At 43.7% G+C, this 24,834-nt stretch carries 26 protein-coding genes and 1 other RNA gene; 9 read left to right on the forward strand and 18 right to left on the reverse strand.

Going from position 1 to position 24,834, the window contains the following annotated elements; genetic code table 11:
* Nucleotides 1–57: 57 nt before the first annotated feature.
* The 3 genes from FTU82_RS00340 to FTU82_RS00350 all read right to left on the reverse strand — a co-directional run bounded on the left by FTU82_RS00340 (nt 58) and on the right by FTU82_RS00350 (nt 2,136).
* Nucleotides 58–840, reverse strand: a complete 783-nt coding sequence (locus FTU82_RS00340; protein WP_074382852.1) for a glutathione S-transferase N-terminal domain-containing protein — start codon at nt 838–840, stop codon at nt 58–60.
* A gap of 109 nt (nt 841–949) precedes the next feature.
* Nucleotides 950–1,459: a ribonuclease E activity regulator RraA gene (rraA, locus tag FTU82_RS00345; protein ID WP_005171166.1), complete on the reverse strand. Its 510-nt coding sequence runs from the start codon at nt 1,457–1,459 to the stop codon at nt 950–952.
* Nucleotides 1,460–1,470: 11 nt separating this feature from the next.
* Entirely contained in the window at nt 1,471–2,136 is a 666-nt protein-coding gene (locus FTU82_RS00350) for an NAD(P)H-binding protein (protein WP_005171169.1), read from the reverse strand.
* Between the two features lie 214 nt (nt 2,137–2,350).
* Between FTU82_RS00350 and rpsT the strand changes: the two genes are divergently transcribed.
* Nucleotides 2,351–2,617 carry a 30S ribosomal protein S20 gene (rpsT, locus tag FTU82_RS00355; protein ID WP_005171172.1) on the forward strand — a complete coding sequence of 89 codons (267 nt, stop codon included), beginning with the start codon at nt 2,351–2,353 and terminating at the stop codon, nt 2,615–2,617.
* Between the two features lie 202 nt (nt 2,618–2,819).
* Nucleotides 2,820–3,260 (forward strand): hypothetical protein, encoded by a 441-nt coding sequence (locus FTU82_RS00360; protein WP_180077417.1) that lies wholly within the window; start codon nt 2,820–2,822, stop codon nt 3,258–3,260.
* A gap of 85 nt (nt 3,261–3,345) precedes the next feature.
* On the opposite strand, the gene FTU82_RS00365 is transcribed toward FTU82_RS00360, so the two are convergent.
* Entirely contained in the window at nt 3,346–4,080 is a 735-nt protein-coding gene (locus tag FTU82_RS00365) for a phosphoglycerate mutase family protein (protein WP_034608526.1), read from the reverse strand.
* 60 nt (nt 4,081–4,140) lie between these two features.
* The gene (locus FTU82_RS00370) at nt 4,141–4,992 is read right to left on the reverse strand and encodes a 3'(2'),5'-bisphosphate nucleotidase CysQ (RefSeq protein WP_005096720.1); all 852 of its coding nucleotides are present in this window, start codon (nt 4,990–4,992) and stop codon (nt 4,141–4,143) included.
* Nucleotides 4,993–5,005: 13 nt separating this feature from the next.
* On the opposite strand from FTU82_RS00370, the gene FTU82_RS00375 reads away from it, so the two are divergent.
* The 4 genes from FTU82_RS00375 (at nt 5,006) to FTU82_RS00390 (ending at nt 8,013) form a co-directional block, all read left to right on the forward strand.
* A complete protein-coding gene (locus FTU82_RS00375; protein ID WP_035337664.1) occupies nt 5,006–5,692 on the forward strand; it encodes an HAD-IA family hydrolase in 687 nt (228 codons plus the stop codon).
* Entirely contained in the window at nt 5,685–6,125 is a 441-nt protein-coding gene (locus FTU82_RS00380) for an RNA-binding S4 domain-containing protein (RefSeq protein WP_005096718.1), read from the forward strand. The genes FTU82_RS00375 and FTU82_RS00380 overlap by 8 nt, the downstream gene beginning before the upstream one ends.
* 145 nt (nt 6,126–6,270) lie before the next feature.
* A complete protein-coding gene (gene recA, locus FTU82_RS00385; protein ID WP_100328697.1) occupies nt 6,271–7,311 on the forward strand; it encodes a recombinase RecA in 1,041 nt (346 codons plus the stop codon).
* 90 nt (nt 7,312–7,401) lie between these two features.
* Complete coding sequence (locus FTU82_RS00390) at nt 7,402–8,013, forward strand: regulatory protein RecX (protein WP_180077415.1); 612 nt, start codon at nt 7,402–7,404, stop codon at nt 8,011–8,013.
* 192 nt (nt 8,014–8,205) lie between these two features.
* On the opposite strand, the gene ffs is transcribed toward FTU82_RS00390, so the two are convergent.
* Nucleotides 8,206–8,302, reverse strand: an RNA gene (gene ffs / locus FTU82_RS00395) — signal recognition particle sRNA small type.
* A 293-nt stretch (nt 8,303–8,595) separates the two neighbouring features.
* On the opposite strand from ffs, the gene FTU82_RS00400 reads away from it, so the two are divergent.
* Nucleotides 8,596–9,393: a YbgF trimerization domain-containing protein gene (locus tag FTU82_RS00400; protein ID WP_074382857.1), complete on the forward strand. Its 798-nt coding sequence runs from the start codon at nt 8,596–8,598 to the stop codon at nt 9,391–9,393.
* A gap of 73 nt (nt 9,394–9,466) precedes the next feature.
* Here FTU82_RS00400 and lpxA read toward each other — a convergent pair whose 3' ends face one another.
* The 12 genes from lpxA to rimO form a co-directional block, all read right to left on the reverse strand.
* A complete protein-coding gene (lpxA, locus tag FTU82_RS00405; RefSeq protein ID WP_074382858.1) occupies nt 9,467–10,255 on the reverse strand; it encodes an acyl-ACP--UDP-N-acetylglucosamine O-acyltransferase in 789 nt (262 codons plus the stop codon).
* Nucleotides 10,252–10,737 carry a 3-hydroxyacyl-ACP dehydratase FabZ gene (gene fabZ / locus FTU82_RS00410; RefSeq protein ID WP_171063349.1) on the reverse strand — a complete coding sequence of 162 codons (486 nt, stop codon included), beginning with the start codon at nt 10,735–10,737 and terminating at the stop codon, nt 10,252–10,254. Before fabZ ends, lpxA begins: the two co-directional genes overlap by 4 nt.
* A gap of 5 nt (nt 10,738–10,742) precedes the next feature.
* The gene (gene lpxD, locus FTU82_RS00415; RefSeq protein ID WP_180100880.1) at nt 10,743–11,813 is read right to left on the reverse strand and encodes a UDP-3-O-(3-hydroxymyristoyl)glucosamine N-acyltransferase; all 1,071 of its coding nucleotides are present in this window, start codon (nt 11,811–11,813) and stop codon (nt 10,743–10,745) included.
* Nucleotides 11,814–11,816: 3 nt separating this feature from the next.
* A complete protein-coding gene (locus FTU82_RS00420) occupies nt 11,817–12,314 on the reverse strand; it encodes an OmpH family outer membrane protein (protein WP_180039804.1) in 498 nt (165 codons plus the stop codon).
* Between the two features lie 82 nt (nt 12,315–12,396).
* Nucleotides 12,397–14,904 carry an outer membrane protein assembly factor BamA gene (gene bamA / locus FTU82_RS00425; RefSeq protein ID WP_180100881.1) on the reverse strand — a complete coding sequence of 836 codons (2,508 nt, stop codon included), beginning with the start codon at nt 14,902–14,904 and terminating at the stop codon, nt 12,397–12,399.
* Nucleotides 14,905–14,943: 39 nt separating this feature from the next.
* Nucleotides 14,944–16,299 carry an RIP metalloprotease RseP gene (rseP, locus tag FTU82_RS00430; protein ID WP_180100882.1) on the reverse strand — a complete coding sequence of 452 codons (1,356 nt, stop codon included), beginning with the start codon at nt 16,297–16,299 and terminating at the stop codon, nt 14,944–14,946.
* A 3-nt stretch (nt 16,300–16,302) separates the two neighbouring features.
* Nucleotides 16,303–17,499, reverse strand: a complete 1,197-nt coding sequence (gene ispC / locus FTU82_RS00435) for a 1-deoxy-D-xylulose-5-phosphate reductoisomerase (RefSeq protein WP_180100883.1) — start codon at nt 17,497–17,499, stop codon at nt 16,303–16,305.
* Nucleotides 17,500–18,324 carry a phosphatidate cytidylyltransferase gene (locus FTU82_RS00440; protein WP_005096707.1) on the reverse strand — a complete coding sequence of 275 codons (825 nt, stop codon included), beginning with the start codon at nt 18,322–18,324 and terminating at the stop codon, nt 17,500–17,502.
* Nucleotides 18,325–18,327: 3 nt separating this feature from the next.
* Nucleotides 18,328–19,080: a polyprenyl diphosphate synthase gene (uppS, locus tag FTU82_RS00445; protein ID WP_005096706.1), complete on the reverse strand. Its 753-nt coding sequence runs from the start codon at nt 19,078–19,080 to the stop codon at nt 18,328–18,330.
* A gap of 7 nt (nt 19,081–19,087) precedes the next feature.
* Nucleotides 19,088–19,642, reverse strand: a complete 555-nt coding sequence (gene frr, locus FTU82_RS00450; protein ID WP_005096705.1) for a ribosome recycling factor — start codon at nt 19,640–19,642, stop codon at nt 19,088–19,090.
* Between the two features lie 78 nt (nt 19,643–19,720).
* Nucleotides 19,721–20,449: a UMP kinase gene (pyrH, locus tag FTU82_RS00455; protein WP_004279886.1), complete on the reverse strand. Its 729-nt coding sequence runs from the start codon at nt 20,447–20,449 to the stop codon at nt 19,721–19,723.
* A gap of 46 nt (nt 20,450–20,495) precedes the next feature.
* Nucleotides 20,496–21,839: a 30S ribosomal protein S12 methylthiotransferase RimO gene (rimO, locus tag FTU82_RS00460; RefSeq protein WP_005096703.1), complete on the reverse strand. Its 1,344-nt coding sequence runs from the start codon at nt 21,837–21,839 to the stop codon at nt 20,496–20,498.
* 341 nt (nt 21,840–22,180) lie between these two features.
* On the opposite strand from rimO, the gene glnL reads away from it, so the two are divergent.
* Nucleotides 22,181–23,290: a nitrogen regulation protein NR(II) gene (glnL, locus tag FTU82_RS00465; RefSeq protein WP_005096702.1), complete on the forward strand. Its 1,110-nt coding sequence runs from the start codon at nt 22,181–22,183 to the stop codon at nt 23,288–23,290.
* Nucleotides 23,277–24,758, forward strand: coding sequence for a nitrogen regulation protein NR(I) (gene glnG, locus FTU82_RS00470; RefSeq protein ID WP_180100884.1), 1,482 nt, complete (start codon nt 23,277–23,279; stop codon nt 24,756–24,758). Before glnL ends, glnG begins: the two co-directional genes overlap by 14 nt.
* Nucleotides 24,759–24,834: the final 76 nt, after the last annotated feature.

The raw sequence follows: 24,834 nt of genomic DNA on the forward strand, positions 1-24,834 counted from the left end.
TACGCAGTGAATGGCATTTCTTAAGCACAATTTTAGAGTTTTAATAGGCTGAATATTTTAAGCGGCGCCGTATTGCTGTTTTAAATATTTTACAATCTCAGCTGATTCAAACATATTCACGCCTGTATTTGGATCGACCAGATAAGGAACCTGAATATTATTTCCCATCATTTCAAATAAATGTTCACGCTTCCCGCCTGGTAGTGGTTCATATTTCCCCGGTCTTAAGCGCAACTTGGCTGGCCCATAATCCTGCCAGCGTTCTTTGGCGACATTGTGAAAAATAAAGGGAACTTCCAGCTCACTCAAAACGGCGCGTACGATCCGGGTATAAGGACTGGCCTCAAAACCCCATAATTCTAGTAACTGTTCAGGTGTTGGCCGATCCTTGATCTTGGGATTCACCATTCCTCCGCGTAAACCGTTGATGACTGTGCCAGCAATTGCAGCCACCGGAATTTTGGGATAGTGAGCATATTTTTTGGGTGTCTTGCCTGTTTTGCCATAGTGCTTGAACAGATGATGAATAATATCTTGCGATTCATAAAGTCGATCGCCCGTATTTTCATCTACCAGAAATGGAAACTGGAGTTTTCCGCCTAATTGCTGAACTTCGGGACGAAAATGAGTACCACCCCGTGGACATGGATAGACTTCATAATCCAGATTCAGCAAAGTCATGACTTCACGCACCCGGCGACAAAATGGCGAACCCTCATATTCATAGAGCTTTAAGGCTTTTTCAGGCTGATTCGGAAATGGTGTACCGACCATGCCACGTCCACCTTGAGCGACTGCAGAGGCCAAAGCTTGTGCAACTTTAATTTGATGACCCAACATAATATTTTCCTGTTTTTGTTTTATTCAACTGAAAGACAGAATCTAAGCATCCTGTCTTTCGCGGTATAGATCAGTTTTGTTGTTATTCTTTAATGTAACACTTGGCCAATTAAGCCACTAAGGCTGTTTTAGAGACCACAATGCCATTATTGTCTGCATAGACATAATCGCCAGCATTAAACGTGACTCCACCAAAACAGAGGGTGATATCCACCTCACCCACGCCCTTGCGATTGCTCTTCTGTGGAATAGCCGCCAATGCATGTACACCAAGGTCTAATTCAGCAATCGCATCGACATCACGCACACAACCATAAATAATCACACCATTCCAGTGATTTTTGACCGCAGATTCCGCAATCAGGTCACCCATCAAGGCACAGCGCATCGATGCACCGCCATCGACCACCAGTACCTTGCCTGTTCCATCTGTGGCCAGTAACTCTTTCACCCGGGAGTTATCTTCAAAACATTTCACCGTCACAATCTGACCGCCAAAAGTTTTCCGGGCCCCATAACTCTTAAAAAATTTACCGTCCAGACAAGGCGTCACCACTTGAAGCTCTAATTCCGGATGATCATCTAGTAAGTCACAGGTGACAAATGCTGCTGTAGACACGGTGTTTCCCCTCATTTCATTTTTTGTATGCGTAAATTATCATAAATTTCAAATTTTACCGTCTGAGTCAGCGCGGCCTCGACCATAGTATGAGCTACCTGCTCGGCTGTCACTGGCTTATAAGCAAAACCATCCGGAATAAAACGCGATATTTTATGATAAACCTGCTGTGCGGCATCCTCCAAAAAACGCTGCTCGGGACGTTCGCCAATTAATAATGAAGGCCGAATCAGGCTGATTTTATCCAGACTCAAGGTCTGTACATATTCTTCTAGCTGGCCTTTAACCTGATTATAATAAAAATGAGACTGGGAGTTGGCGCCCATCGCACTCAACAGCAAGTAATGCGCTGAAGTCTGTTGCAGCAATTCGGCAAAATGGGCATTAATAGTATAATCAATATTATAAAAGGCCTGCTTGGATCCGGCTTGTTTCATGGTACTGCCCAAACAGCTAAAACCGTGACTGTGCTCGCTGACATCCTGATCATTCAGCATCAGAAAATCTTCAAGTACCAATTGCTGGACTTTATCCAAACTATCCAGATCATTTTGATATTTTCTGACCACTGCAGTAATATGCTGGCAAGTTGGCTCGTCTTGCAGACGTTTTAAGAGTTGTTTTCCCACCAAACCGGTGGCACCTATGACGATGGGATGAATCAGCGATTTAGTCATTTTTTATACGATCTCCTAGGTAGAATACTAATCTAACGTTTTCTTTAGAATTTTTCTGCATCTAAAATGTTGTCAAAGCATGTCAAGACTTGACTTCGGTGCTCAGTTTAATCAAAATATGGCACTTGTTTACGGGCTGGTGATAATTCCTCTGATGATGGTTTTCAGTTGAGTTTCAGCCCGCCCAGACCAATCTATTTCAAGGAGTGCACGAGTGGCAAACTCTGCTCAAGCTAAAAAACGTGCTCGTCAAAACGTTAAAGCACGCAAACACAACGCAAGCTTGCGTTCTATGGTTCGTACCTATCTTAAACGTACATTAGCTGCTATCGGCACTAATGACTATGCTGTTGCTACTGAAGCGTACAAAACGCTTGTTCCAGTAATCGACCGCATGGCTGACAAAGGCATCATCCATAAAAACAAAGCAGCTCGTCACAAGAGCCGCTTGAACGCACAAGTTAAAGCATTAGCTAACTAATTTGTTGCAATGAAAAAAGCCCTTTTTAGGGCTTTTTTTTATGTCTGCTAAAAAATGATTCTGTATTTTTCTCATTTTTATTTTCAATTTTTTACTCTGATACAATCCCATATAAAAATTATGGTATTCTCAATCATATTGCTTACATCACTATAATTTTAAGCTTGTCACTATTTTGCTGGCTGTGAAGGGAATAAAAACCATGATTACAAAATATTTACCATCTTTAGAGAAGTTTCTAGCAATCGAACAGCAATATATTGAATACTTTAAGACCCAAGGTGAAAAAGACATTTTAGGCCGGGTGATTTCCAATATGAAAGGCACTGCTGAACTTCAGGCATCTCAAGGCGTAGATGCCTGGTTAGGCTATGGTGTGTATTTGCCCGCAGTAGAATATATCTTTGCCCGATATAAGGTTGAAAATGAAGTAGATTTTTATATACGCACCCGCTATCCCCAACAAGTCGTTGCAGCTTACAGCCTTCCGGAACATGACATCGCAACACTGATCGCCGCCGACAAATATAGTCGCATTCATCAGCAACAGGTTCCAGTCAATAGTCCTCTTTGGCCGCTGAATGATACAGGTGACCTGCTTGATCTCAATGCCTATCCTCAGCGCTTAAAAGCCAACATTTAGAAAAAACAGACCTATATGTAAAAAGCCCAATCATATCTGCGATTGGGCTTTTTATATGATAAATGAATGACCTATTAAATTAAAATTACTGGGAACGCTTAAAATCAGCAATATCTAGCTCATGTACCTGACCACGCCAGATCCATTTCAGTTTTGATTCCAGAAAAACATCGCCCTCGAACCAGACAAACAGACCTTCCATCATTTTGGGCCAGTCTTCTCGGCTGATGTCCTGACGCCCGGACATTACGGCAATCATCGCTGCCAGAATCGTGTCATGACTGACCGCCAGACTCAGCCCATACTTATTTTGCGGATGGGTGTTATAAATCAGTTCCAGCACATCCACCACACCATGAATCGGCTGTTTCATCCCCGGCAAGGCATTATTCACAAAACTGTTCACAAAACCGAGAGCGCCCTGCTTGGCAAAATAAGGACCGGCTTTTTGAATATCCAGCACAAAACTGCCCGGCTCGACCAGCAATCCCTGTTCGATAATTTCAATACGATGGGTATTCTGCTCAGGGGTAACCGCATCCGCACCTTCAATCATGAGCGCAGCAGTATCAATACAGCGCTGGATCGGGCTCGAAATACAGTGATGAATTACACGATCTGTCTGATCAGCCAGATAAGCGCCCCATTCCTGTGCCAGATCCCGCCCCTGACCAGTCAATTGCAGGTCATAACCTGCCAGACCTTGACCCGGAACATCTTCACGAACCGAATGGCGTGTGAATAAGGTGACAGGCGTCTGTACATCAGGCAATAAATCAATTGCACTTAACATACTCGGTGGAAGCAGTTTCAGGGACACGTGACAGCCAACTGGATTGGTAATGAGTTAATCATCACTATACCATGCTCAGGATTTTGCTCAATGCTCGGCCTGCATGTCAGCCACCGCCTGTAATGCAATATTTTTCATATTATTATTTTTATAGGCAATAAATCCGCCATTGAGTAAGGTATCGCGATGATTATAAATAAATGGCCGCCCTTTTAAATCGACCAAACCACCACCAATCCGTTCGAGCATACATTGACCAGCACTGGTGTCCCATTCCGAAGTTGGGTGAAAACGTGGATAGATATCCACCTGATCTTCCAGCATCATACAAAACTTGTAGGCGCTGCCCGCTTTGAACTCTGTATATTCGGTAAGTTTGGCCAGATGCTGTAAATAGTCGACATATTTCGGTTTCTGCTGGCTACTTTGACTCAGACCAATCGCAATTCGTTGGTCTGTTGGCGCTGCTTCATAGCCAAACCACGTATCTCGCTGAATATCATATTTATAAGGCAGCCCCTGCTCTGCACAGAAATAAATCAGTTGCTGTTCTGGTACTGCCAATATGGCAAAAGTCGTCAAACTTCCACGAACCAAACTCAAATTGATGGTGAATTCAGGCCGCTGATGCAAAAACTCCTTGGTGCCATCTAGCGGATCTAATAACCAGAATTCTGGCCATGAACGACGCTCATGTTCTTTTCCTTCTTCTGACAATAAAGGCAAGTCTGAAATATCTGCCAAAGCCTGAGTTAGAAAAGTATTGACCCTTAAGTCTGCCTGAGTTACCGGAGAATTATCATTTTTTTGGATGACATCAAAAGCCGCACCAGAACAATAACGCTGATATTCTTCTCGCAAAATTTCACAGGCTTGTGTCAAAATGGGCACAAACTGCAAAATCATCGGATCTTGTGGTGCTGCTATTGCTTTAAACATAGAAAACCTAAATATGTCAAAATGCTCTGAAAAACCTACCATAATTTTCGATATGGATGGAACTTTACTTGATCTTGCCTACGATGATTTCATCTGGAATGAGTTGCTGCCTGTGCGTTATGCTGCCACACATGGCTGTAGCATGGAACACAGTCAGGCGACCCTCTCCGCATTCTATCAGGAACATAATCATACCCTAAACTGGTACTCCTCACGCTTCTGGACGGCTAAAGTCGAAGTTGATGTTCTGGCGATGCAGATTGAACATAAAGACAAAGTCGCTTTACGCCCGTATTGTCTCGAATTACTGGATTATCTGAAAACGAATGGCTACCCGATCTGGCTGGCCACCAATGCCGATTGTGCCGGACTGGCCTTTAAATTGGATCACTTAAATTTAAGCCATTATTTTGATGTGATTGTCAGTTCAGAAACGATTGGGCACGCCAAAGAATTTGTTGAATTCTGGCAAGGCTTGAACGCCATGCATCCCTTCGATCCGCAACATGCTTATTTTATTGATGATACTGAAAAAGTCCTGAATGGGGCCAAAGCCTACGGGATTGAAAACCTGCTCAGTATCCAGCAACCCTCTTCGGCCAAAGTCGCACGCGAGACTTGCAATTATCCGATGCTGCACCAATTAACAGATTTAATCACTTATTTAAATCAGGCTGAGGTAGAGAAAAAATATGCGTAAATCGTCTTTACCCGAAGATGCGGTAGGCATGCGTATAGACAAATGGCTTTGGGCAGCACGGTTTTTCAAGACCCGTTCCATTGCCAAACATGCAATTGAAGGTGGTAAAGTCCACCACAATGGTGAACGTGTCAAAGTATCACGCGAAGTTCGTGTTGGCATGGAACTGACGATTCAGCAAGGCATCGACAAGAAAACCGTCCTGGTGAAAGAACTTTCCGATGTTCGTGGGCCCGCACCTGTGGCACAAAAACTGTATGAAGAAACCGAAGTCAGTATTGCTCGACGGGAATTGATTACCTCACAAAGAAAGTTGCATAATCTAGCTCGTCCCGATCATCGTCCAAGCAAGAAAGATCGCCGGGATATCAGTAAATTTAAAAATGAAAATAGTCAGAGTTTTGATCAGTCATGGTCGTATAATGACGATTAAATTCAAGCGTCAGAATGTGTCGTACATGCGCTGACATTGATAGAACACTAGGGAAAATTCTGTCACTATACACCTGTGGAACGAAGCTCTAATTTAAGACATCCACTTGAGTATGAATTCAGTGACATCGTATTGAGGTTGTAAGATGGATGAGAATAAAAACAAGGCGCTCAATGCTGCCTTAAGCCAGATTGAAAAACAGTTTGGTAAAAACACAGTAATGCGTCTTGGTGACAATACCGTTCAGGCAGTTGAAGCAGTATCTACAGGTTCTTTAACTCTGGATATCGCACTCGGTATTGGTGGCCTACCGAAGGGCCGTATCGTCGAGATTTATGGTCCTGAATCATCAGGTAAAACCACGATGACCCTGCAAGCAATTGCAGAATGTCAAAAAGCCGGTGGTACATGTGCATTTATCGATGCCGAACATGCACTTGATCCGCAATATGCGCGTAAACTTGGCGTAGATATCGACAACCTGCTGGTATCGCAGCCCGATCACGGTGAACAGGCGCTTGAAATCGCGGATATGCTGGTACGCTCTGGTGCAATTGACATGATCGTGGTCGATTCTGTAGCTGCTCTAACGCCACGTGCGGAAATTGAAGGCGAAATGGGTGACTCGCATATGGGTCTGCAAGCCCGTTTGATGAGCCAGGCACTGCGTAAAATCACCGGTAATGCCAAGCGTTCCAACTGTATGGTGATCTTCATTAACCAGATTCGTATGAAGATTGGTGTCATGTTCGGTAGCCCGGAAACCACGACTGGCGGTAACGCATTGAAGTTCTATGCATCTGTACGTCTAGACATCCGTCGTATTGGTCAGGTGAAAGAAGGTGATGAGATCGTTGGTTCTGAAACCAAAGTCAAAGTCGTGAAAAACAAAATGGCACCTCCATTTAGAGAAGCCCTGTTCCAGATTCTGTACGGCAAAGGCGTGAACCATCTGGGTGAATTGATCGATCTGGCTGTACAGCAAGAAATCGTGCAGAAAGCCGGTGCGTGGTATTCTTATCAAGGCGACAAAATTGGCCAAGGCAAGAACAATACCATCCGTTATCTGGAAGAGCATAAAGAAATGGCGCAAACCATTGAAAAGCTGATTCGCGAGCAACTGCTGACCAAAGCCGTGATCACTGAAGAAGATAATAAAGAAGAAGCAGATCTTTTAGATACCTAATCTATTATCTGCCTAGTCTTTAAACATCACGACACAGCGCCCTACGGGGCGTTTTGTTATTATGGGTAGATGATAAAATGCGAGAGAAAGATGTCAGAGGCAAAATTCAGCAAACTGCTCGATTATGAAACTTTAAAACAGCAATTTGGCGATGCTGATGATCAAGCGACCCAGCAAAACACATCGAAACAAAAACCCACTTTCGATTCAGAAGAGCGCCTGTTTGATACCTCTGGTGATGAAAAGAAAAAACCGGGCTTAACTGGCTCGCGTTTGCGTTCTTATGCCTTTGCCGTACTGACCCGCAAGGAATATGCCAAAGCCGAACTGATCGAGAAGCTATGCCTATATGCAGAGGATCGCGATGAAGTACTAGAATTAGTTGAAGAATTATCACGAGAGAATTACCAGAGTGATCAGCGTGTCGCAGAAACCATGCTGTCGAGCCAAAAGCGTAAAGGCAAAGGCCCCAATCAGATTAAAATGAAATTAAAAAACAAGAAAGTTGATACGGCTTTAATCGCAGAAGAACTGAAAGAAACTGACTGGGTGCAGCAAGCCTATGCGCTGAAAGTCAAAAAATATGGGGCGGAAGTTACTAAAGATCCGAAGCTCAAGGCCAAACAGATCCGTTTTCTGATGTACCGTGGTTTTGAAATGGATACGATTATTAAGGCGATTAGCCGTAAAGTGGAAGATTAATTTGTATTCAGATTCATTAATAGACCCACTACAAAAGTGTTTGCATATTGATCTTAAAATGAGAAAATCAGTTCGCTAGCAGAACGAATTATTGGGATAATAAAATATTAAAAATTAGCTGATATTAGAAGTTAGCTTTGAGATTAATAGGCTGGGATAAAATGTTTTTATTATTGAAAAATATGGTGGCAACCCTACCAGCAAAGCTCCGGCACATCATAGTTCTATTACCGTTGCTACCTTCCGGTCCTGGCGGGGTTCATAGAGTACAATTGCGAAGTAACCAGCAGGGCTACCATTACAAAAACAGAGTATAGAGATTTTTAATCAAGTTGCAAGCTTTGTTCCTTAAAATAATCCATCAAGCTATCCGTTTGATTATTTTAAAAACAATATTGATATTTCTGCTGATTTTCAGGCGATCTTCACAATCAATCCATCAACACCCAGATTCGCATGATCTTTGTAAAACCTTGTTGCAATTTCTAAAAATGCCGTTTTTAATGTGTGCAATGTATATGAATGATCTTCTTTAAAAGATGAGCAGCGGATACGTATCTCACAAAGAATTATGGAAATTTTATGATGTTTAAAAAGACCGTATTGTGTGCAGTGACAGCACTCTTTACCACACCGCTATTTGCCAATATTCCAATTGAATCGCGTGGCTTGAGCCAGACTGCCAATCAAGCGTCAATGAATACCCAGTCTGCGAGTTCTGCCGGCGTATCGACACCTGTGCAAACCAATACCAGCTGGCAGATTATGCAAAAAAACCAGCAACTGGAAAGTGATCTGCGGATCTTGCGCGGCAAAATGGAAGAACAGGAAAATGAAATTGCCCAACTGAAAAGCGAACTGACCAATCGCTATGCCGATCTCGATCAGCGCCTGGAACTGTTACAGCAAAAAATTGAACCGGCTGAAGAAAACCCAACGGAGGACAACCCACAGGATAGTTCTCCCAGTTTAAATGCGAATGAGATCAATACAGCGAGCAGCGGACAACAGCCCACCGAGCTGGACAAAGCAGCCTATACAGTAGCCTTAGATGCCTATAAAAATGGCGGTGCAGCCAAAGCCATTGCACCCATGCAGAACTTTATTAAAAACAATCCGAATAGTGTGTATATCAGCAATGCCTATTTCTGGTTAGCAGAATTCAATCTGGCCATCGATCCGCCAAATTTTGAAGAAGCAAAACGCAATTACACCATTGTGGCAGACCGCTATCCAAAGTCGACCCGTGCTTCGCGTGCGCTTTATCAACTGCATAACATTAGCAAGGACGTCGAGCAAAAACCGGCCATTGCCACCCAGTACAAGAACAAATTACTCAGTAATTACCCGCAATCTGAAGAAGCTAAATTTTTTAAGTAATAATCTTCTAGATAACCCTTAATTCAGCAATAAAAAAGACACCTTAAAGGTGTCTTTTTTTACTTGAAATATTTTAGCGCACAATACCACGCTTGGATTGTTCAAGAGAATCAATCAAACGTTGTGCTTCGGCAACTTCCGGCAAGATATCTTTACGAATCTGCTCGATTGCTTCCTGCGTGGTTAAACCTGATTTATAAATCAGTTTAAAGGCAGTACGCAAACCGTCAATTATGGCCTTAGACCAGCCCTTACGACGCATTCCCTCAATATTCATAGCAAAAGCGTGCGCAGGATTACCTGACACCATCACATAGGCCGGCACATCTTTCAAAATCAGTGATGCTCCGCCAATCATGCTATAAGAGTCAATCTTGCAGAATTGATGAATCCCTGAGTTTCCACCAATGACCACATAATCCCCGACATGAACATGTCCAGCCACACCGACATTATTGGCAAAGATATTGTGATCACCGACCATGCAGTCATGGGCAATATGGGTGTTGACCATTAGAAGATTATGACTGCCAATCTTGGTTAAACCCTGATCCTGAACGGTACCACGATGCAAACTACAATGCTCACGGATCTTGTTGTGATCGCCAATCTCAAGCCAGGTTTCTTCACCGGCATACTTAAGATCCTGACAAACCTCGCCCACACTGGCGAACTGGAAAATTTCATTATATTCACCTATACGCGTATAGCCACCCACCACTACATGTGAATGAAGTTTGCTACCCGCACCAATAGTGACGTTTGGCCCAATAATACAGTATGGACCAATTTCTACATCAGCAGCGATGACTGCTGATGCGTCAATAATGGCAGTTGGATGAATAAGGGGATTATTGCTCATGCCTGCTCGACTTTTTGATGCGAAACCATAATTTCCGCGGTTGTTGCGACGACGCCATCTACAGTGGCAATACAATTATATTTGTAAATGCCGCGCTTTTGCATCACCAATTCAGCTTTTAATACCAATTGATCGCCTGCAACCACCTGTTTTTTAAACCTAACCTTCTCCGCACCGGCAAAAAGGAACAATGAACCCGCACTTGGTGTTTCATTGTTCATCACAAAACCCAAGATTCCCGAGATTTGTGCCAGTGCTTCAACAATCAGCACACCCGGCATAATTGGATAATTCGGAAAATGGCCTTGCAAAAACTCTTCATTAATTGAGACGTTTTTATAACCAACAATGCCATTTTCGGTAATCTCGACCACGCGATCAACCAATAAAAATGGATAACGATGGGGCAAATATTCACGAATCTTTTGAATATTCATTGGCAATTCAGGTTTCGTGAATGTAGGCAAATTCGACTCTGTCATCATAATTATTTACGCAACTTAAATGTTGATTCAATGGACTCAATTTGAGATTGCATATGATCTAGTCGTTTCATCACCTGGGTCAATGGCACATCTGCTAATTGTTTAAAACGCACAGCAGCACGTTTCCAGTGCAAACTTTCCAACATAGGTGTGCCAGAAGAATAACTGCCCGCCTCAGAAATATTTTTTGTCACCATTGACATGCCAGTAATTGTGACATTATCTGCGATATTAATGTGGCCTACTACCCCCACCGCACCTGCAAATACACAGTTTTTGCCAATTGTAGTGCTTCCGGCGATTCCGCATTTTGCTGCGAGTGCGGTATTGGCACCAATCTTGACGTTATGCGCGATTTGCACAAGATTATCAATAATCACACCCTGTTGCAAAATCGTATCATCCAATGCACCGCGGTCTATACTACAGTTTGACCCGATACGCACATCATCAGCAATACGCACAGAACCAAGCTGGGCAATACGATGCCATTTACCTTGATAAGGTGCAAAACCAAAACCTTCGCTACCAATCACGGTATTGGCATGAATACGAACGCGATTGCCAATTTTGGCGCCACCCGTCAGCGTCACATGCGCATCAATAAAACAGTCCTGACCGATTTCCACATCATTATCGACATGTACATGAGGCTGAATCACGGTATTGGCGCCCACAACACAATGCTCGCCAATCACCACATAGTGTCCAATATACGCATCATCGGCGATGATCGCTGAAGGATGAATTTGAGCAGTACTTTCAATGCCGCGCTGGCGATGTTTTCTCTCAAAGACATGCGTCAGAATCGCAAAAGCCAGATAGGGATTTGCCACAACAATAAAGTTTTGATGTGAAGTTATCTGTTGTTTTAGTTCAGCCGTGACAATTAAAGCACCTGCCTGACTTTGATTGGCCTGCTCTACATATTTATCGGCATTCACAAATGCAAGATCTTGTGAGGTTGCCTGTTCAAGACTGGCCAAAGCACTCAAACGTAAATCTGTCTGACCTATGCACTCGCCTTGAACCAGGCGAGCAAGGTCAGCTAACTGAAGCTGTTGATGATTCATTGATTACTTAATTGCATTAACCTTTTGAATCATTTTATCAGTTAAATCATATTTAGCGTCATAAGCAAGTGCTGAATTTTTATTTAAAACCACATCCAGGTTATTTTCTTTACGCAATTGTTCAGTAATTTGCTTTACACGTGCATCAAATACCGTCCGAATCTGCTGAATCGAACTTTGAACATTACTCTGCACAGATTGTTGCAACTGATTCAATTCCTGAAATTTAGCCTGATATTGCGTAGACATCTTCTGCTTTTCAGCATCGCTCAGTTTGGTATTAGACTGAGCACGCTGCTGCAAAGCTTCCAGTTCTTTACTGAGTTGTTCAATCTTGCTGGTTTGTGGCTGAATTTTTTGCTGAAATGCCGTGTTTTGCTGTTTCAGATAAGTACTGCCTTCAACAACACGCTCCAAGTCAATCACACCAATACCAGCTGCTTGAGTTAACGGTGCAACACTTGCCAAAGCCAGGCTCATCGCCATGATCATTTTTTTCATATTCTTACTCATTCAAAAAAATTTGCTCATAAAGCCTCGCAACTTCATGAGCAAAATCTATATTCAGGATTAGCTAATAATCTTAGAAAGTACGGCCGATTTCGAACTGGATATTTTTAGTTTCATCACCGTCTTTCTTATTCAATGGATAAGCATAGCTCAGTGACAATGGTCCAATCATGGTAATCCAGGTGAAACCCGCACCAACGCTATAACGCATATTACCTGCATCGAAACCGAAGTTGTCTTTACAGTATTGTTTTGCATCTACATCAGTATTTTGCGGATTAAGATATAAGTTTCCACGAGGCACATCACAGTTGGTATCAAAAACTTGTGCACCTTCGGCAAAGATGACCGGACGAACCTGACGTGCCCAATCGCCTTTAAATGGTACAGGCAGTACCAGTTCAGTACCAAACTGTACTAAAGCATTACCACCGACTTCTTCTGGGTCATTATCCCGGACACGTGATTCACTATACGTTACACCTGGGTATCTTGGTCCAAGTGTACTATTTTCATAACCACGAACCGAACCAAAGCCACCGGCATAGAAATTCTTATAGAATGGCAGGTCATTACCATAACCCAACTTACCATAACCGCGCAGCACAAAATCTTTACCTAACGGGAAGAAGGCCTGAGCATCATAAGTTAGCTTCTGGTATTCCACATCACTACCTGGCAAGGCTATTTCAGCATTCACACGGTGTGACATCCCTGTCGTCGGGAACATCGGACGGTTTAAGGTGTTATATGACCAGCCTAAATTCAAGTTATAAGTTAAAAACTCTCCCTGGAACTCATCAGGAAAAGAGACCCAACCTTCATTATTTGGCCCACAAGTTCCTTCTTCAGCATTCAATAATCCATCTGGACAGTATCTACCTGGACTTCCTGTTTCCTTACCACCATTAGTCAATAAATAATCACGGACATAAGTAGAAACATAAGGTCCAGTCGTTACTTCTGTCTGGTCAATATTCAGGCCAAGGCTAACACTCTGATTTTCATCAATTGGATAACCAAAGTTAATTCCGCCACCCAGACTGTCCGTCACGTAGTTGTTGACGTTATAGTCATCGTCTAGCTTGGTTTTGCGGTAGTACATGTTATAACCGCGACGTACACCATCAATGGTGAAGTATGGGTCCATCACACTCAGGTTATAGTAATCTTGGGTTTCAGAACGTGACAGGTCGATCGATACGCTATTACCGGTTCCCAGGAAGTTGGTTTGACTTAAACCTGCCTGGAACGTGACACCGCCACTTTGCGAGAAACCGACAGCCAGAGTACTGGTACCCGAATGCTGCTCTTCAACGGCAACATTTAGATCTACCTGATCGGGTGAACCTGGAATACGTGCAGGTTTGATATCTACTGTTTTAAAGAAACCAGTACGTTCCAGACGGACTTTGGACAGATCAATCTTTTCATTACTGGCAAGCGCACCTTCCATCTGGCGCATTTCACGACGTAATACTTCATCGCCAGTTTTGGTGTTACCGGTAAAATTAATACGTCGTACTGTAACTTGCTGACCTGGATTAATATAATAATTTAAATCCACCAACTTGGTTTCATTATTAATTTGAGGAACAACATTCACTTCTGCATAGTAGTAACCGGCATTACCATACTTACGCTGCAATAGTTGCTTAACCGCGTTTACTTTTTCCTGAGAATAAGTTTCGCCCTGTTTAAATAACTGTAAGGCTTGCAATTCTTCAGTCTGATAAAGTGCATCACCTAAATATTTGGTTTGACCAAATTTAAATTGCTCGCCTTCATCTACAGACACTTCAATAAAGACATTCTTTTTATCTTCACTCAAGTTCAAACTGGAATTGGTAATATTAAAGTTAATATAACCCTGGTTCAGATACATAGCACGCAATGCTTCAAGGCTTGCAGCCATTTTTTCACGTGCATAACGGTCATTACGTGAAATCACCGAGTTCCAGCTACTTTCTTTAACAGCAAATGCCTGTTTAATATCTGATTCTTTGAAAACAGTATTGCCAATGATATTGATATCAAAAACTTTTGCGGCTTTACCTTCAATAAAATCAATCAGCAATTCAACTCGGTTATTCGGTCTTGCTGTCGTCGTGACGGTAACATCCGCATCATAGCGACCTTGCTGCATGTATTGCTGTTCAAGCTCGGTTTCGACTGTCTGTAAAGCAGATTTTTTCAGCACTTCACCTTCAGCCAGACCCATTTTTTTCAGGCCATCTTCAAGTGCTTCCTTTGGAATCAGCTTATTGCCTTTCAGTTCGATTTTCGAAATGACTGGGCGCTCTACCACCTGAAAAACTAGAGTATTGCCTTGCTGAACAGCTTTGATGTCATCAAATAAGCCTGATGCATATAAACTGCGAATTGCATTGGCAATGACCGGATCATTGACCCGATCACCACTGTTAATTGGCACGAGGCCATATACATTCTCAGGAGTTAAACGCACTAATCCATCAAATTTTATATCTTGTACAATGAATTCATCTGCTGCATATACTTGTTGTGCTACTGCCATTGCACTAACGAGTGCCAGAGGCATAAATAAATGTGTGTGCTGCATGCCAGTCTTTTCCGCTGTTAATTTATTCCATCTACGTTGTTATAAACGCATAAAATCATTAAATAATGCCAGAAGCATCATACTGCCGAGCAGTACCATACCAATTTTTAATCCAACCAATTGTATTTGTTCGGAAACAGGTTTACCACGAATTAATTCAACAAAATAGTAAACCAGATGTCCGCCATCAAGCATTGGAATCGGCAGTAGATTTAATATTCCTAAACTTACACTCATTAGCGCCATAAAGGAAATAAAAGTTTCCCAACCCATTTCTGCGCTTTGTCCTGCGACTTTGGCAATGGTGATCGGTCCAGATAAGTTATCCAGTCCAATCATGCCACGTACCATTTTGACAATCGAGTTCAGAATCATCGAAGATAAGTGCACCGTTTTATCAAATGCCATCACCAGTGCTTCAGCTGGATTGTAGTGAATGGTCTGCTTATATTCTGCGGGAATCGAGATTTTACCCGGATCACTTTGTACACCGAGCATACCCGTGACATTGCCCATATTGTCACGCTTGCCCTGTGGCATCACTTCAAGTTGCACCAGCTGGTTTTCGCGCAATACATCCATCTTCAGTAATTTTTCTGGTGATGCCTGTACAATTTGTACCACATCAAACCAGTCTTTCATCTGGACACCATCAATGGCCAGAATTTTGTCACCTTGCTTCAGGCCTTGGCGAATTGCTGCACCATCTTCAGTCAGCTTGCTAATCACAGCCGGAATTTCCGGTCGATAAGGCAAGAAGCCCAGACTGTCTAACGGAGATTGACTCTGGTCTTTTAAATAGTCCCGAATCGGTAACTGGAACAGCTTGTTTTCCCCGGCACGTTCTGCCTGAATAGACACTACACCGGTTTCACCCACACGATCCACCAGCGCATAACTCAGTTTTTCCCAGGTTTCGACTGGAGTCCCGTCCACAGCAACAATTTTGTCACCCGGCTGCATTTGTACTGTTGCAGCCGGCGTATCTGGTAAAACTTTACCAACGCGGGTATTCAGCTGCTCTTGTGCCGGTAAAAACAGCACCCAGAATAACAGCACCGCAAGAATGAGGTTGATCAATGGTCCCGCTGCCACAATGGCAATCCGTTTCCAGGGATGCTGACGGTTAAATGCTTTGGGCAAGTCTTCTTCAGCAACATTGCCTTCACGTTCATCCAGCATTTTCACATAACCGCCTAAAGGTAAGGCGGATAGCTGATATTGAATGCCAGATTTTTTTGAGGTCCACTTTAACAGCGTTGGTCCAAAACCAATCGAATAGACCAACACTTTAACGCCCAGTTTACGCGCCACAATATAGTGACCAAACTCATGAATCGCAATTAAGGGACCGAGTAACAGGATTGCGGCTGCAATAATAAACAAGGCGTTCATGTCTTAACTTCCTTTATTCACAACATACTGCTGTGATAAACCTCGTGCCATTTGATCTGCCTGCAAGATAGCCTCCAGATCATTTGCCGGCTGATTGTCCATCTGATTCAGGACATGCTCAACCACTTGAGGAATTTGGGTAAACCTAATTTGCTGATGTAAAAATGCGTCAACTGCAATTTCATTGGCCGCATTTAAAATCGTGGGTGCAATCCCGCCACTCTGCATCGCCTGACGCGCCAACTTTAATGTAGGAAAACGAATCACATCCGGTTCCTGAAAGTTAAGCTGCGAGTGCATAAACAGATCTAAGGCTGGTACATGCGTACTGATTCGCTCAGGCCATGCCAATGCATGTGCAATAGGTGTGCCCATATCCGGATTACCCATTTGTGCCAAAGTTGAACCATCTACATATTGAACCATGGAGTGAATAATACTCTGTGGATGCACCACGACTGTAACAAATTGTTCTTGAACTGCAAACAAATGACAGGCTTCGATCAATTCCAGACCTTTATTCATTAAAGTCGCTGAATCGACCGAAATTTTTTGGCCCATTGACCAGTTGGGATGCTTGCAGGCCTGTGCAGGCGTCACATCTTCAAGCTGTTGTAGACTATGATTAAGAAACGGCCCACCAGATGCAGTTAACAAAATTTGCGAGACACCCAGCTTGGGCTTGCCATGACGCTCTGCCTCAAAATAGTGCTGTGGTAAACACTGGAAAATCGCATTGTGTTCGGAATCCACCGGAAGCAACAATGCACCATGATCGCGTGCAGCCTGCATCATGAGGTCACCGGACATCACCAAAGCTTCCTTATTGGCCAGCAGTACGCGCTTGCCTGCTTTTACTGCAGCCAGTGTCGGCAACAATCCGGCAGCACCGACAATGGCAGCCATGACAATATCGACATCCGCATGTTCAGCCACAGCAATTAAACCGGCTTCATCTTGCAGAATTTCAATATCAGCCAGACCATGTTGCTGAAGGAGTTTTGAAAACTCATCCACTTTTGCCGCAGGCACCACCGCCACTTTAGGGCGGTATTGCTGGCAAATCTTGATCAGCTCATCAATACGACTTTGCGCGGTTACAGCAAAAACCGAGTACGCTTCAGGATGTCGCTGCAAGATTTTTAAAGTACTTTGACCAATAGAACCTGTAGCACCCAGTATACAAACCGCTTGTGACATTTATAAATCTACACCAATAAGTTTTAGAACAGCAATACCTGCCGCAAAGATTGGAGCTGCAGCAAGCAAAGAATCAATACGATCCAGCACCCCGCCATGACCCGGTAAAATACGGCCCGAGTCTTTAATACCGGCACGTCGTTTGATCATGGATTCAAACAGATCTCCCAGTACTGAACTGAAGACCGTGATCACCGATAAGATCAGGAATAAAATAAGTTCTGGCCAGGTCATCTCCAGATAAAGCAAAGCAACTGCAATCACAATCAGCATTGAGGTGACCACACCACCATACAGCCCTTCTACAGATTTGTTTGGGCTGACATTTGGTGCAAGTTTTTTCCTACCGAATTTACGGCCGACAAAATATGCACCGCTGTCTGCGCCCCATACCAGTAAAAACAGGTACATCAACCACCACGGTGAACTTTGCCAAACCGAGAAAATTGCGGTGACAGCAGCAGAAATCAGCACTACACCAATGCCATTTAGGCTTGCGTTGTACCAGCCGTCATACTCAGGATAAGACTTGACCCAGTAAATACTGAGTAACCAGGTAATAATAGAAGCCACCCATAACAACAAAGCGACTTCAGCAAAATACAATGCCAATGCTGATAGAGCCGCGGTCAGCAACCCATATCCCCATGCAACGGGCTTGATGACCTGCTTAAATTTTCGCGGCATGAGTTTAAACCACTCATAACCGGCAACCCCAGCAGCAAGAACCATCAATACAAACATTGGATAATGTGATTCAGTAGCAAACATACAGCTCAGTACAACTGCTACCAACACCAATGCGGTTATAATCCGCTCAAACATGTATTAATTCTCAAGTTTTTCCTGATGAACCTGTTCTGATGTTTTACCGAAACGACGTTCACGCCCACCAAATACGGCAAGTGCATCATCAAGTTCTTCAACGGTAAATTCTGGCCACAGCGTCTCAGTGAAATAAAGCTCTGCATAGGCTGCCTGCCATAACAGAAAATTCGACAGACGGAAATCTCCGCCAGTACGAATCAGCAGATCAACTGCTGGTAAGTCACCGAGGCTGACATATTGACCAAATACATCAGTATCAATTGCATCAAGATCTAATTTATTTGTTAAAACATCACTGGCAATTTGCTTTGCAGCTTGTGCCATATCCCACATACCGCCATAACTGATTGCAATAGTGAGTGTCATACTATTGAAATTAGCAGTCCTTTGTTCGGCTTGCAACATGAGTCCCTGCAATTCAGCGGACAAACGGCTACGATCACCGATAAAACGTAAGGCAATATTGAATTTTTCCATGCGGGGGAGTTGCTCATGAATCGTGTCAAGCAGGAGTTTCATGAGCAATTCGACTTCAAACTGTGGACGATTCCAGTTTTCACTGGAAAAGGCAAAAACAGTTAAAGCCTGGATATTTCTTTTTCTACAGTGTTCTACAATCGGATCCAGAACCGTTTTTCCTTCACGGTGTCCATCACCTTTCTGCATCTGATTTTTTTTGGCGAAACGATTGTTGCCATCCATAATGATGGCAACATGTTTCGGAAGACAGGGGTTTTCTTCAGCAGCGGTCATCGATGAATTAGACCTTCATCAATTCAGCTTCTTTCGCAGCCAAGCGTTTGTCAACTTCAGCAACAAATTTGTCGGTAATTTTCTGGATTTCATCAGCAGCACGACGTTCTTCATCTTCAGAAATTTCTTTTTCTTTCAATAAAGCTTTGATATCACCCAATACATCACGGCGAATGTTACGAATTGCCACTTTCGCATTTTCTGCTTCAGTACGGGCAACTTTCTGCATGTCACGACGTGTTTCTTCAGTGAGTGCTGCCATAGGTACACGGATCGCATCTGCTGAAATCGGGTTAAGACCCAAGTCAGATTCACGAATCGCTTTATCAATTGCAGCCACCATTGAACGTTCAAACGGTTGAACCAACAGGGTACGTGAATCTTCAACACCAACGTTTGCCACCTGGTTCAATGGAACGTCTGAACCATAGTAAGAAACCATCACATTATTTAAAATAGATGGATGCGCGCGACCGGTACGAACTTTTGCAAAACCATGCTCTAGAGATTCTAGAGTTTTGTTCATACGGTCTTCGCTGTCTTTTTTAAGATCGTTAATCATATGATCTTCCTTACTTAATTCTAAAAAAGTTAATTGCTAAATTAGCGCGTAGTATAAAGTGCTTTGGTGCTCACGTCATTAATTGGTAACGTGAGTCCCTTCTTTTTCGCCCATCACCACTGAAAGTAATGCGCCAGATTTATTCATATCGAATACTTGTAGTGGCACATTGTGGTCACGACATAAACAGATCGCAGTTAAGTCCATGACACCCAGTTTTTCATCCAGCACCTGATCAAAGGTTAAAGTGTCATATTTAACCGCATCGTCATATTTGCTTGGATCTTTGTTATATACGCCATCGACTTTAGTGGCTTTCAAAATCAAATCTGATTCGATTTCAATACCACGCAAACATGCTGCGGTATCTGTGGTAAAGAATGGATTACCTGTACCTGCCACGAATACACACACTTCACCCTGAGTCAGGTGACGGATCGCATCACGGCTCGAGTAAGACTCAACCACTGCACCAATTGGCAGTGCAGACATCAAACGGGTTTTAATATTACGGCGCACCAAAGCGTCGCGTAGTGCCAGACCGTTCATCACGGTTGCCAGCATACCCATCTGATCACCAGTGACCCGGCCAACCAGACCGTCTTTTTGCAGCTGGCTACCGCGGTACAGGTTACCACCACCGACCACGATACCTACTTGTACGCCTAAACCCACAAGGTGCGCAATAGAAAGCGACATCTGGTCGAGCACTTGTGCATCGATTCCCATGTCTTTATTGCCTGCCAGCGCTTCACCAGAAAGCTTTAACAGAATGCGACCAAAGCGTGGCTTTTTAGAATCCAACATCATCAAACTCCAAAGTATTCAATTTAAATTTTTTTAATTCAAAATTTTAAGCAGATTTGACTGAAATGAGTTTTGCATACAGATCGTACTCGTCTGCATCGGTAATCTCGACTTCAAGCAAATCCCCTGCCTTAATGACGCTTTTATCAATATCTTCCACAAAAACATTGCCATCAATTTCAGGTGCATCTGCATAAGAACGCGCAACTGCCACCGGGAATTCTTCTTCCAGATCATCTACCAGCACGGTCATGGTCTGACCAATACGTTTTTGGAGTTTGGCTGCCGAGATTTCTTGCTGAACCTGCATGAAACGCTCATAACGCTCTTGTTTAATTTCTTCAGGAACGTGGTCTGGCAAATCGTTTGCTGTCGCACCTTCAACTGGTGAATAGGTAAAGCAACCTACACGATCCAATTGAGCTTGTTTCAGCCAATCGAGCAGCATCTGGAAGTCTTCTTCGGTTTCACCCGGGAAGCCCACCACAAATGTTGAACGGATAACCAGATCAGGACATTTTTCACGCCAGATATTCAATCGCTCCAGTGTGTTTTCACTGTGCGCAGGACGTTTCATCAGCTTGAGAATTTTTGGACTCGCATGCTGAAATGGAATATCCAGATAAGGCAGGATTTTGCCTTGAGCCATCAGGTCAATCACGGCATCGACATGCGGATATGGATAAACATAGTGCAAACGCACCCAGATTCCCAACTGACCGAGTGCTTCACACATGTCATAGAATTTGGTTTTCACCGGCTGGCCGTTCCAGAAATCCAGCTTGTATTTGGTGTCCAGACCGTAAGCAGAAGTATCCTGGGAGATAACGAGTACTTCTTTAACACCGGCACGTTTCAGCGCTGCGGCTTCTTCAAGCACAGAACCAACTGGACGGGAGACCAAATCACCACGCATGCTTGGAATAATACAGAAAGTACAACGATGGTTGCAGCCTTCCGATATTTTCAAATAGGCATAATGTTTAGGTGTTAGGCGGATACCTTGCTCTGGAACTAAATCAATAAATGGATTGTGTTTTGGCGGTTCAGGCACGTATTGATGAACCGCATCCATAACATCTTTATATGCCGCTGCACCTGTCACTTTCAGGACATTCGGATGCATCTGGCGAATCTTGTCTTCGTCTTTACCTAGACAGCCTGTTACGATGACGCGACCATTCGCGCTCATCGCCTCACCAATCGCGTCTAGCGATTCTTGCACTGCGGATTCAATGAAACCACAGGTATTTACTACAACTAAATCAGCACCGTCATAATCCGAAGCGACGTCATAACCTTCAGTCTTTAACTGGGTTAAAATACGTTCAGAATCTACCAATGCCTTAGGACAACCTAAAGATACAAAACCGACTTTGGGGGACTTCATGAATTTTCGCTCTACTAGAATGCGCGTATTGTATGTCTTTTCGCATCATAAAAATAGTTGAAAACCTGACTCTTTGCATCATGCACTAAAATAACGCCATAAAATATACAACATATTTGCGCGCGCACCAAAATAGAACATTTTAGATTTACAGCCTCAATTTAATCCGCTATACCTAAGATGAATTGTGTCGCTGTGGCACATTTCTGCATTTCATCGCAATAAATAAGCTTTAGTCATAAAAGTTGGCGTGCATCTTGCATCAAATCAGAACTTAAAATTGATTAAATTGCTTTATGAAGATGCCATTGCGCCATTTTAATACAGGAAAAAAACCGCGAATGGATCAGCTTATTCCGATCGACTATCGTGTTTTAGTGGACAATATGACCACGTGTATCTTATTGGTAGACCGCGATCTTAATATTTATTATCTCAACTCTGCCTGCGAAGCCTTATTTGATGTGAGCTTATTTCGCGCCAGTGGAAGTCCGGCACTGGGTCTTCTGCAACATCCGACCGATGAGTTTAATACTGAAGAAGCGCTGAACAACACTTTAACTACAGGCCAACCTTATACGCGCCGTGAAGCCACACTGATTGTCAACTTTAAGGACATTCATGTCGATTACACGGTTTCTCAACTAAATCTGGGTAAGCCCTATCACCCACTGTTGTTAATCGAGCTCAATCCTCGTGACCGTATGCTTAAAATTTCGCGTGAAGAAAACCTGATTCAGCAACATCAAGTGGCTCGCCAGCTGATTCGCGGTGTCGCGCACGAAATCAAGAACCCACTCGGCGGAATTCGGGGGGCAACACAACTTCTGGCTCGCAGTCTGAATGATCCACAATACAAAGAATTTACCGATATTATTATTAGTGAAGTCGATCGACTCCGAAATCTGGCCGACACCATGCTCGGTTCACGCCAACTGCCAAGCTATGAGCTGGTAAATGTACATGAGCCACTTGAGCGGGTGCGCTCACTCATCGCCAATCAAAGCAAAAAGAAAATCAAGATTATTCGGGATTATGACCTGTCCTTACCTGAAGTGCTGGCAGACCGTGATCAACTGATTCAGGTGATCTTGAATATTTGCGCCAATGCAGTACAGGCCATGACCGAGAACAAAGAGTTTTTTGTCGATCACCAGCCTGAACTGGTTTTAAGAACCCGGATTCAGCGCCTATTTACCATTAACGGGGCAATTCATCGCTCTGTGGTACGCATTGATATTGAAGACAATGGCCCTGGGGTCCCCGAAGACATTATCGAATCTGTGTTTTATCCACTGGTCACCAGTCGCGCCAAAGGTACCGGACTGGGTCTCAGTATTGCTCAAAATATTATTCATCAGCATAACGGCATGATTGAATGTCAGTCCGTGGCTGGAAAAACCGTGTTTAGCTTATATTTACCTTGGGAGTCGAATCATGTCGCGAAATAAAATATGGGTGATTGATGACGATCGTGCCATGCGCTGGGTACTGGAAAAAACCTTTAAAGAAGAAGGCTTGGACGTGACCAGCTTTGAAGAAGCACAATCCGCACTAGATCAACTCAGTGTTGATGCACCAGATGTGATTCTGACCGATATCCGTATGCCGGGGATTGATGGACTCACCTTCTTGGGTAAGGTCAAACACAATTATCCTGACCTGCCTGTGATTATTATGACGGCGCATTCAGACCTAGAGTCTGCTGTATCAAGTTATCAAACTGGTGCTTTTGAATATCTGCCAAAGCCTTTTGATATTGATGAAGCGCTGGCACTGGTCAATCGTGCGATTTTGCATATTACCAAGCTGCAACAACAAGAATCAGCAAAAGTTACCCCGCCGATTCAATCGACTGAAATTATCGGTGAATCTCCCGCCATGCAGGAAGTGTTTCGCGCCATCGGCCGTTTAGCGCAATCGCATATTACTGTACTCATTAATGGTGAGTCCGGTACAGGGAAAGAATTGGTGGCACATGCCTTGCACCGCCATTCACCGCGTAGTGCAAAGCCCTTTATTGCCCTGAATATGGCAGCCATTCCCAAAGACCTGATCGAAACCGAACTTTTTGGTCACGAAAAAGGTGCATTTACCGGTGCCAATACCCAGCGTCAAGGTCGTTTTGAACAGGCCAACGGCGGCACGCTGTTTCTGGATGAAATTGGCGACATGCCTTTTGAAACCCAAACCCGTTTATTGCGTGTTTTGGCCGATGGCGAGTTTTATCGTGTCGGTGGTCATATTCCCGTCAAGGTTGATGTGCGGATTGTGGCTGCCACACATCAGGATCTGGAAAAACTGGTACATGACGGCCGTTTCCGTGAAGACTTGTATCACCGCCTGAATGTGATTCGGATTCACATTCCAAAACTGGCACATCGCAGTGAAGACATTCCGATGCTGGCGCAGCACTTCCTGGCACGTGCTGGTAAAGAACTCGGCGTTAATCCCAAAATTCTGCGTCCTGAAACCCAGGAATATATGCAAAAACTGCCGTGGCAAGGCAACGTACGCCAGCTTGAAAATACCTGTCGCTGGCTAACCGTGATGATCACAGGTCGTGAAGTCTATCCAGAAGACCTACCACCTGAGCTGAAACAAATCCCAATTCAAGATTTAGATTTAGGCTCACCAATTCCAAACTTAAACCAAGTGGGTCCACAGCACTGGGATGAATTGCTGGGTCAATGGGCCATGCAAAAACTCAAAAATGGCGAGATGAAACTTCTGGATGTTGCGACGCCGATGTTTGAACGCACCCTGATTAATGCTGCGCTACAACAAACCCGTGGTCGCAAACGTCATGCAGCTGAACTTTTGGGCTGGGGCCGTAACACACTGACCCGCAAGCTCAAAGAACTCGGTATGGATACGGCCGATGATGAGGTAGAAGAAGAAATCGAAAGTCCAAGCTAATCTATAAAAGCACCTTCGGGTTACTGCTCTCTCACAATTGAATTTCAGGTATTTGATTTGTAAGTGTGGCAAGAAT

This window comes from Acinetobacter sp. YH12151 (assembly GCF_013418355.1).
Lineage (GTDB): Bacteria > Pseudomonadota > Gammaproteobacteria > Pseudomonadales > Moraxellaceae > Acinetobacter > Acinetobacter pseudolwoffii.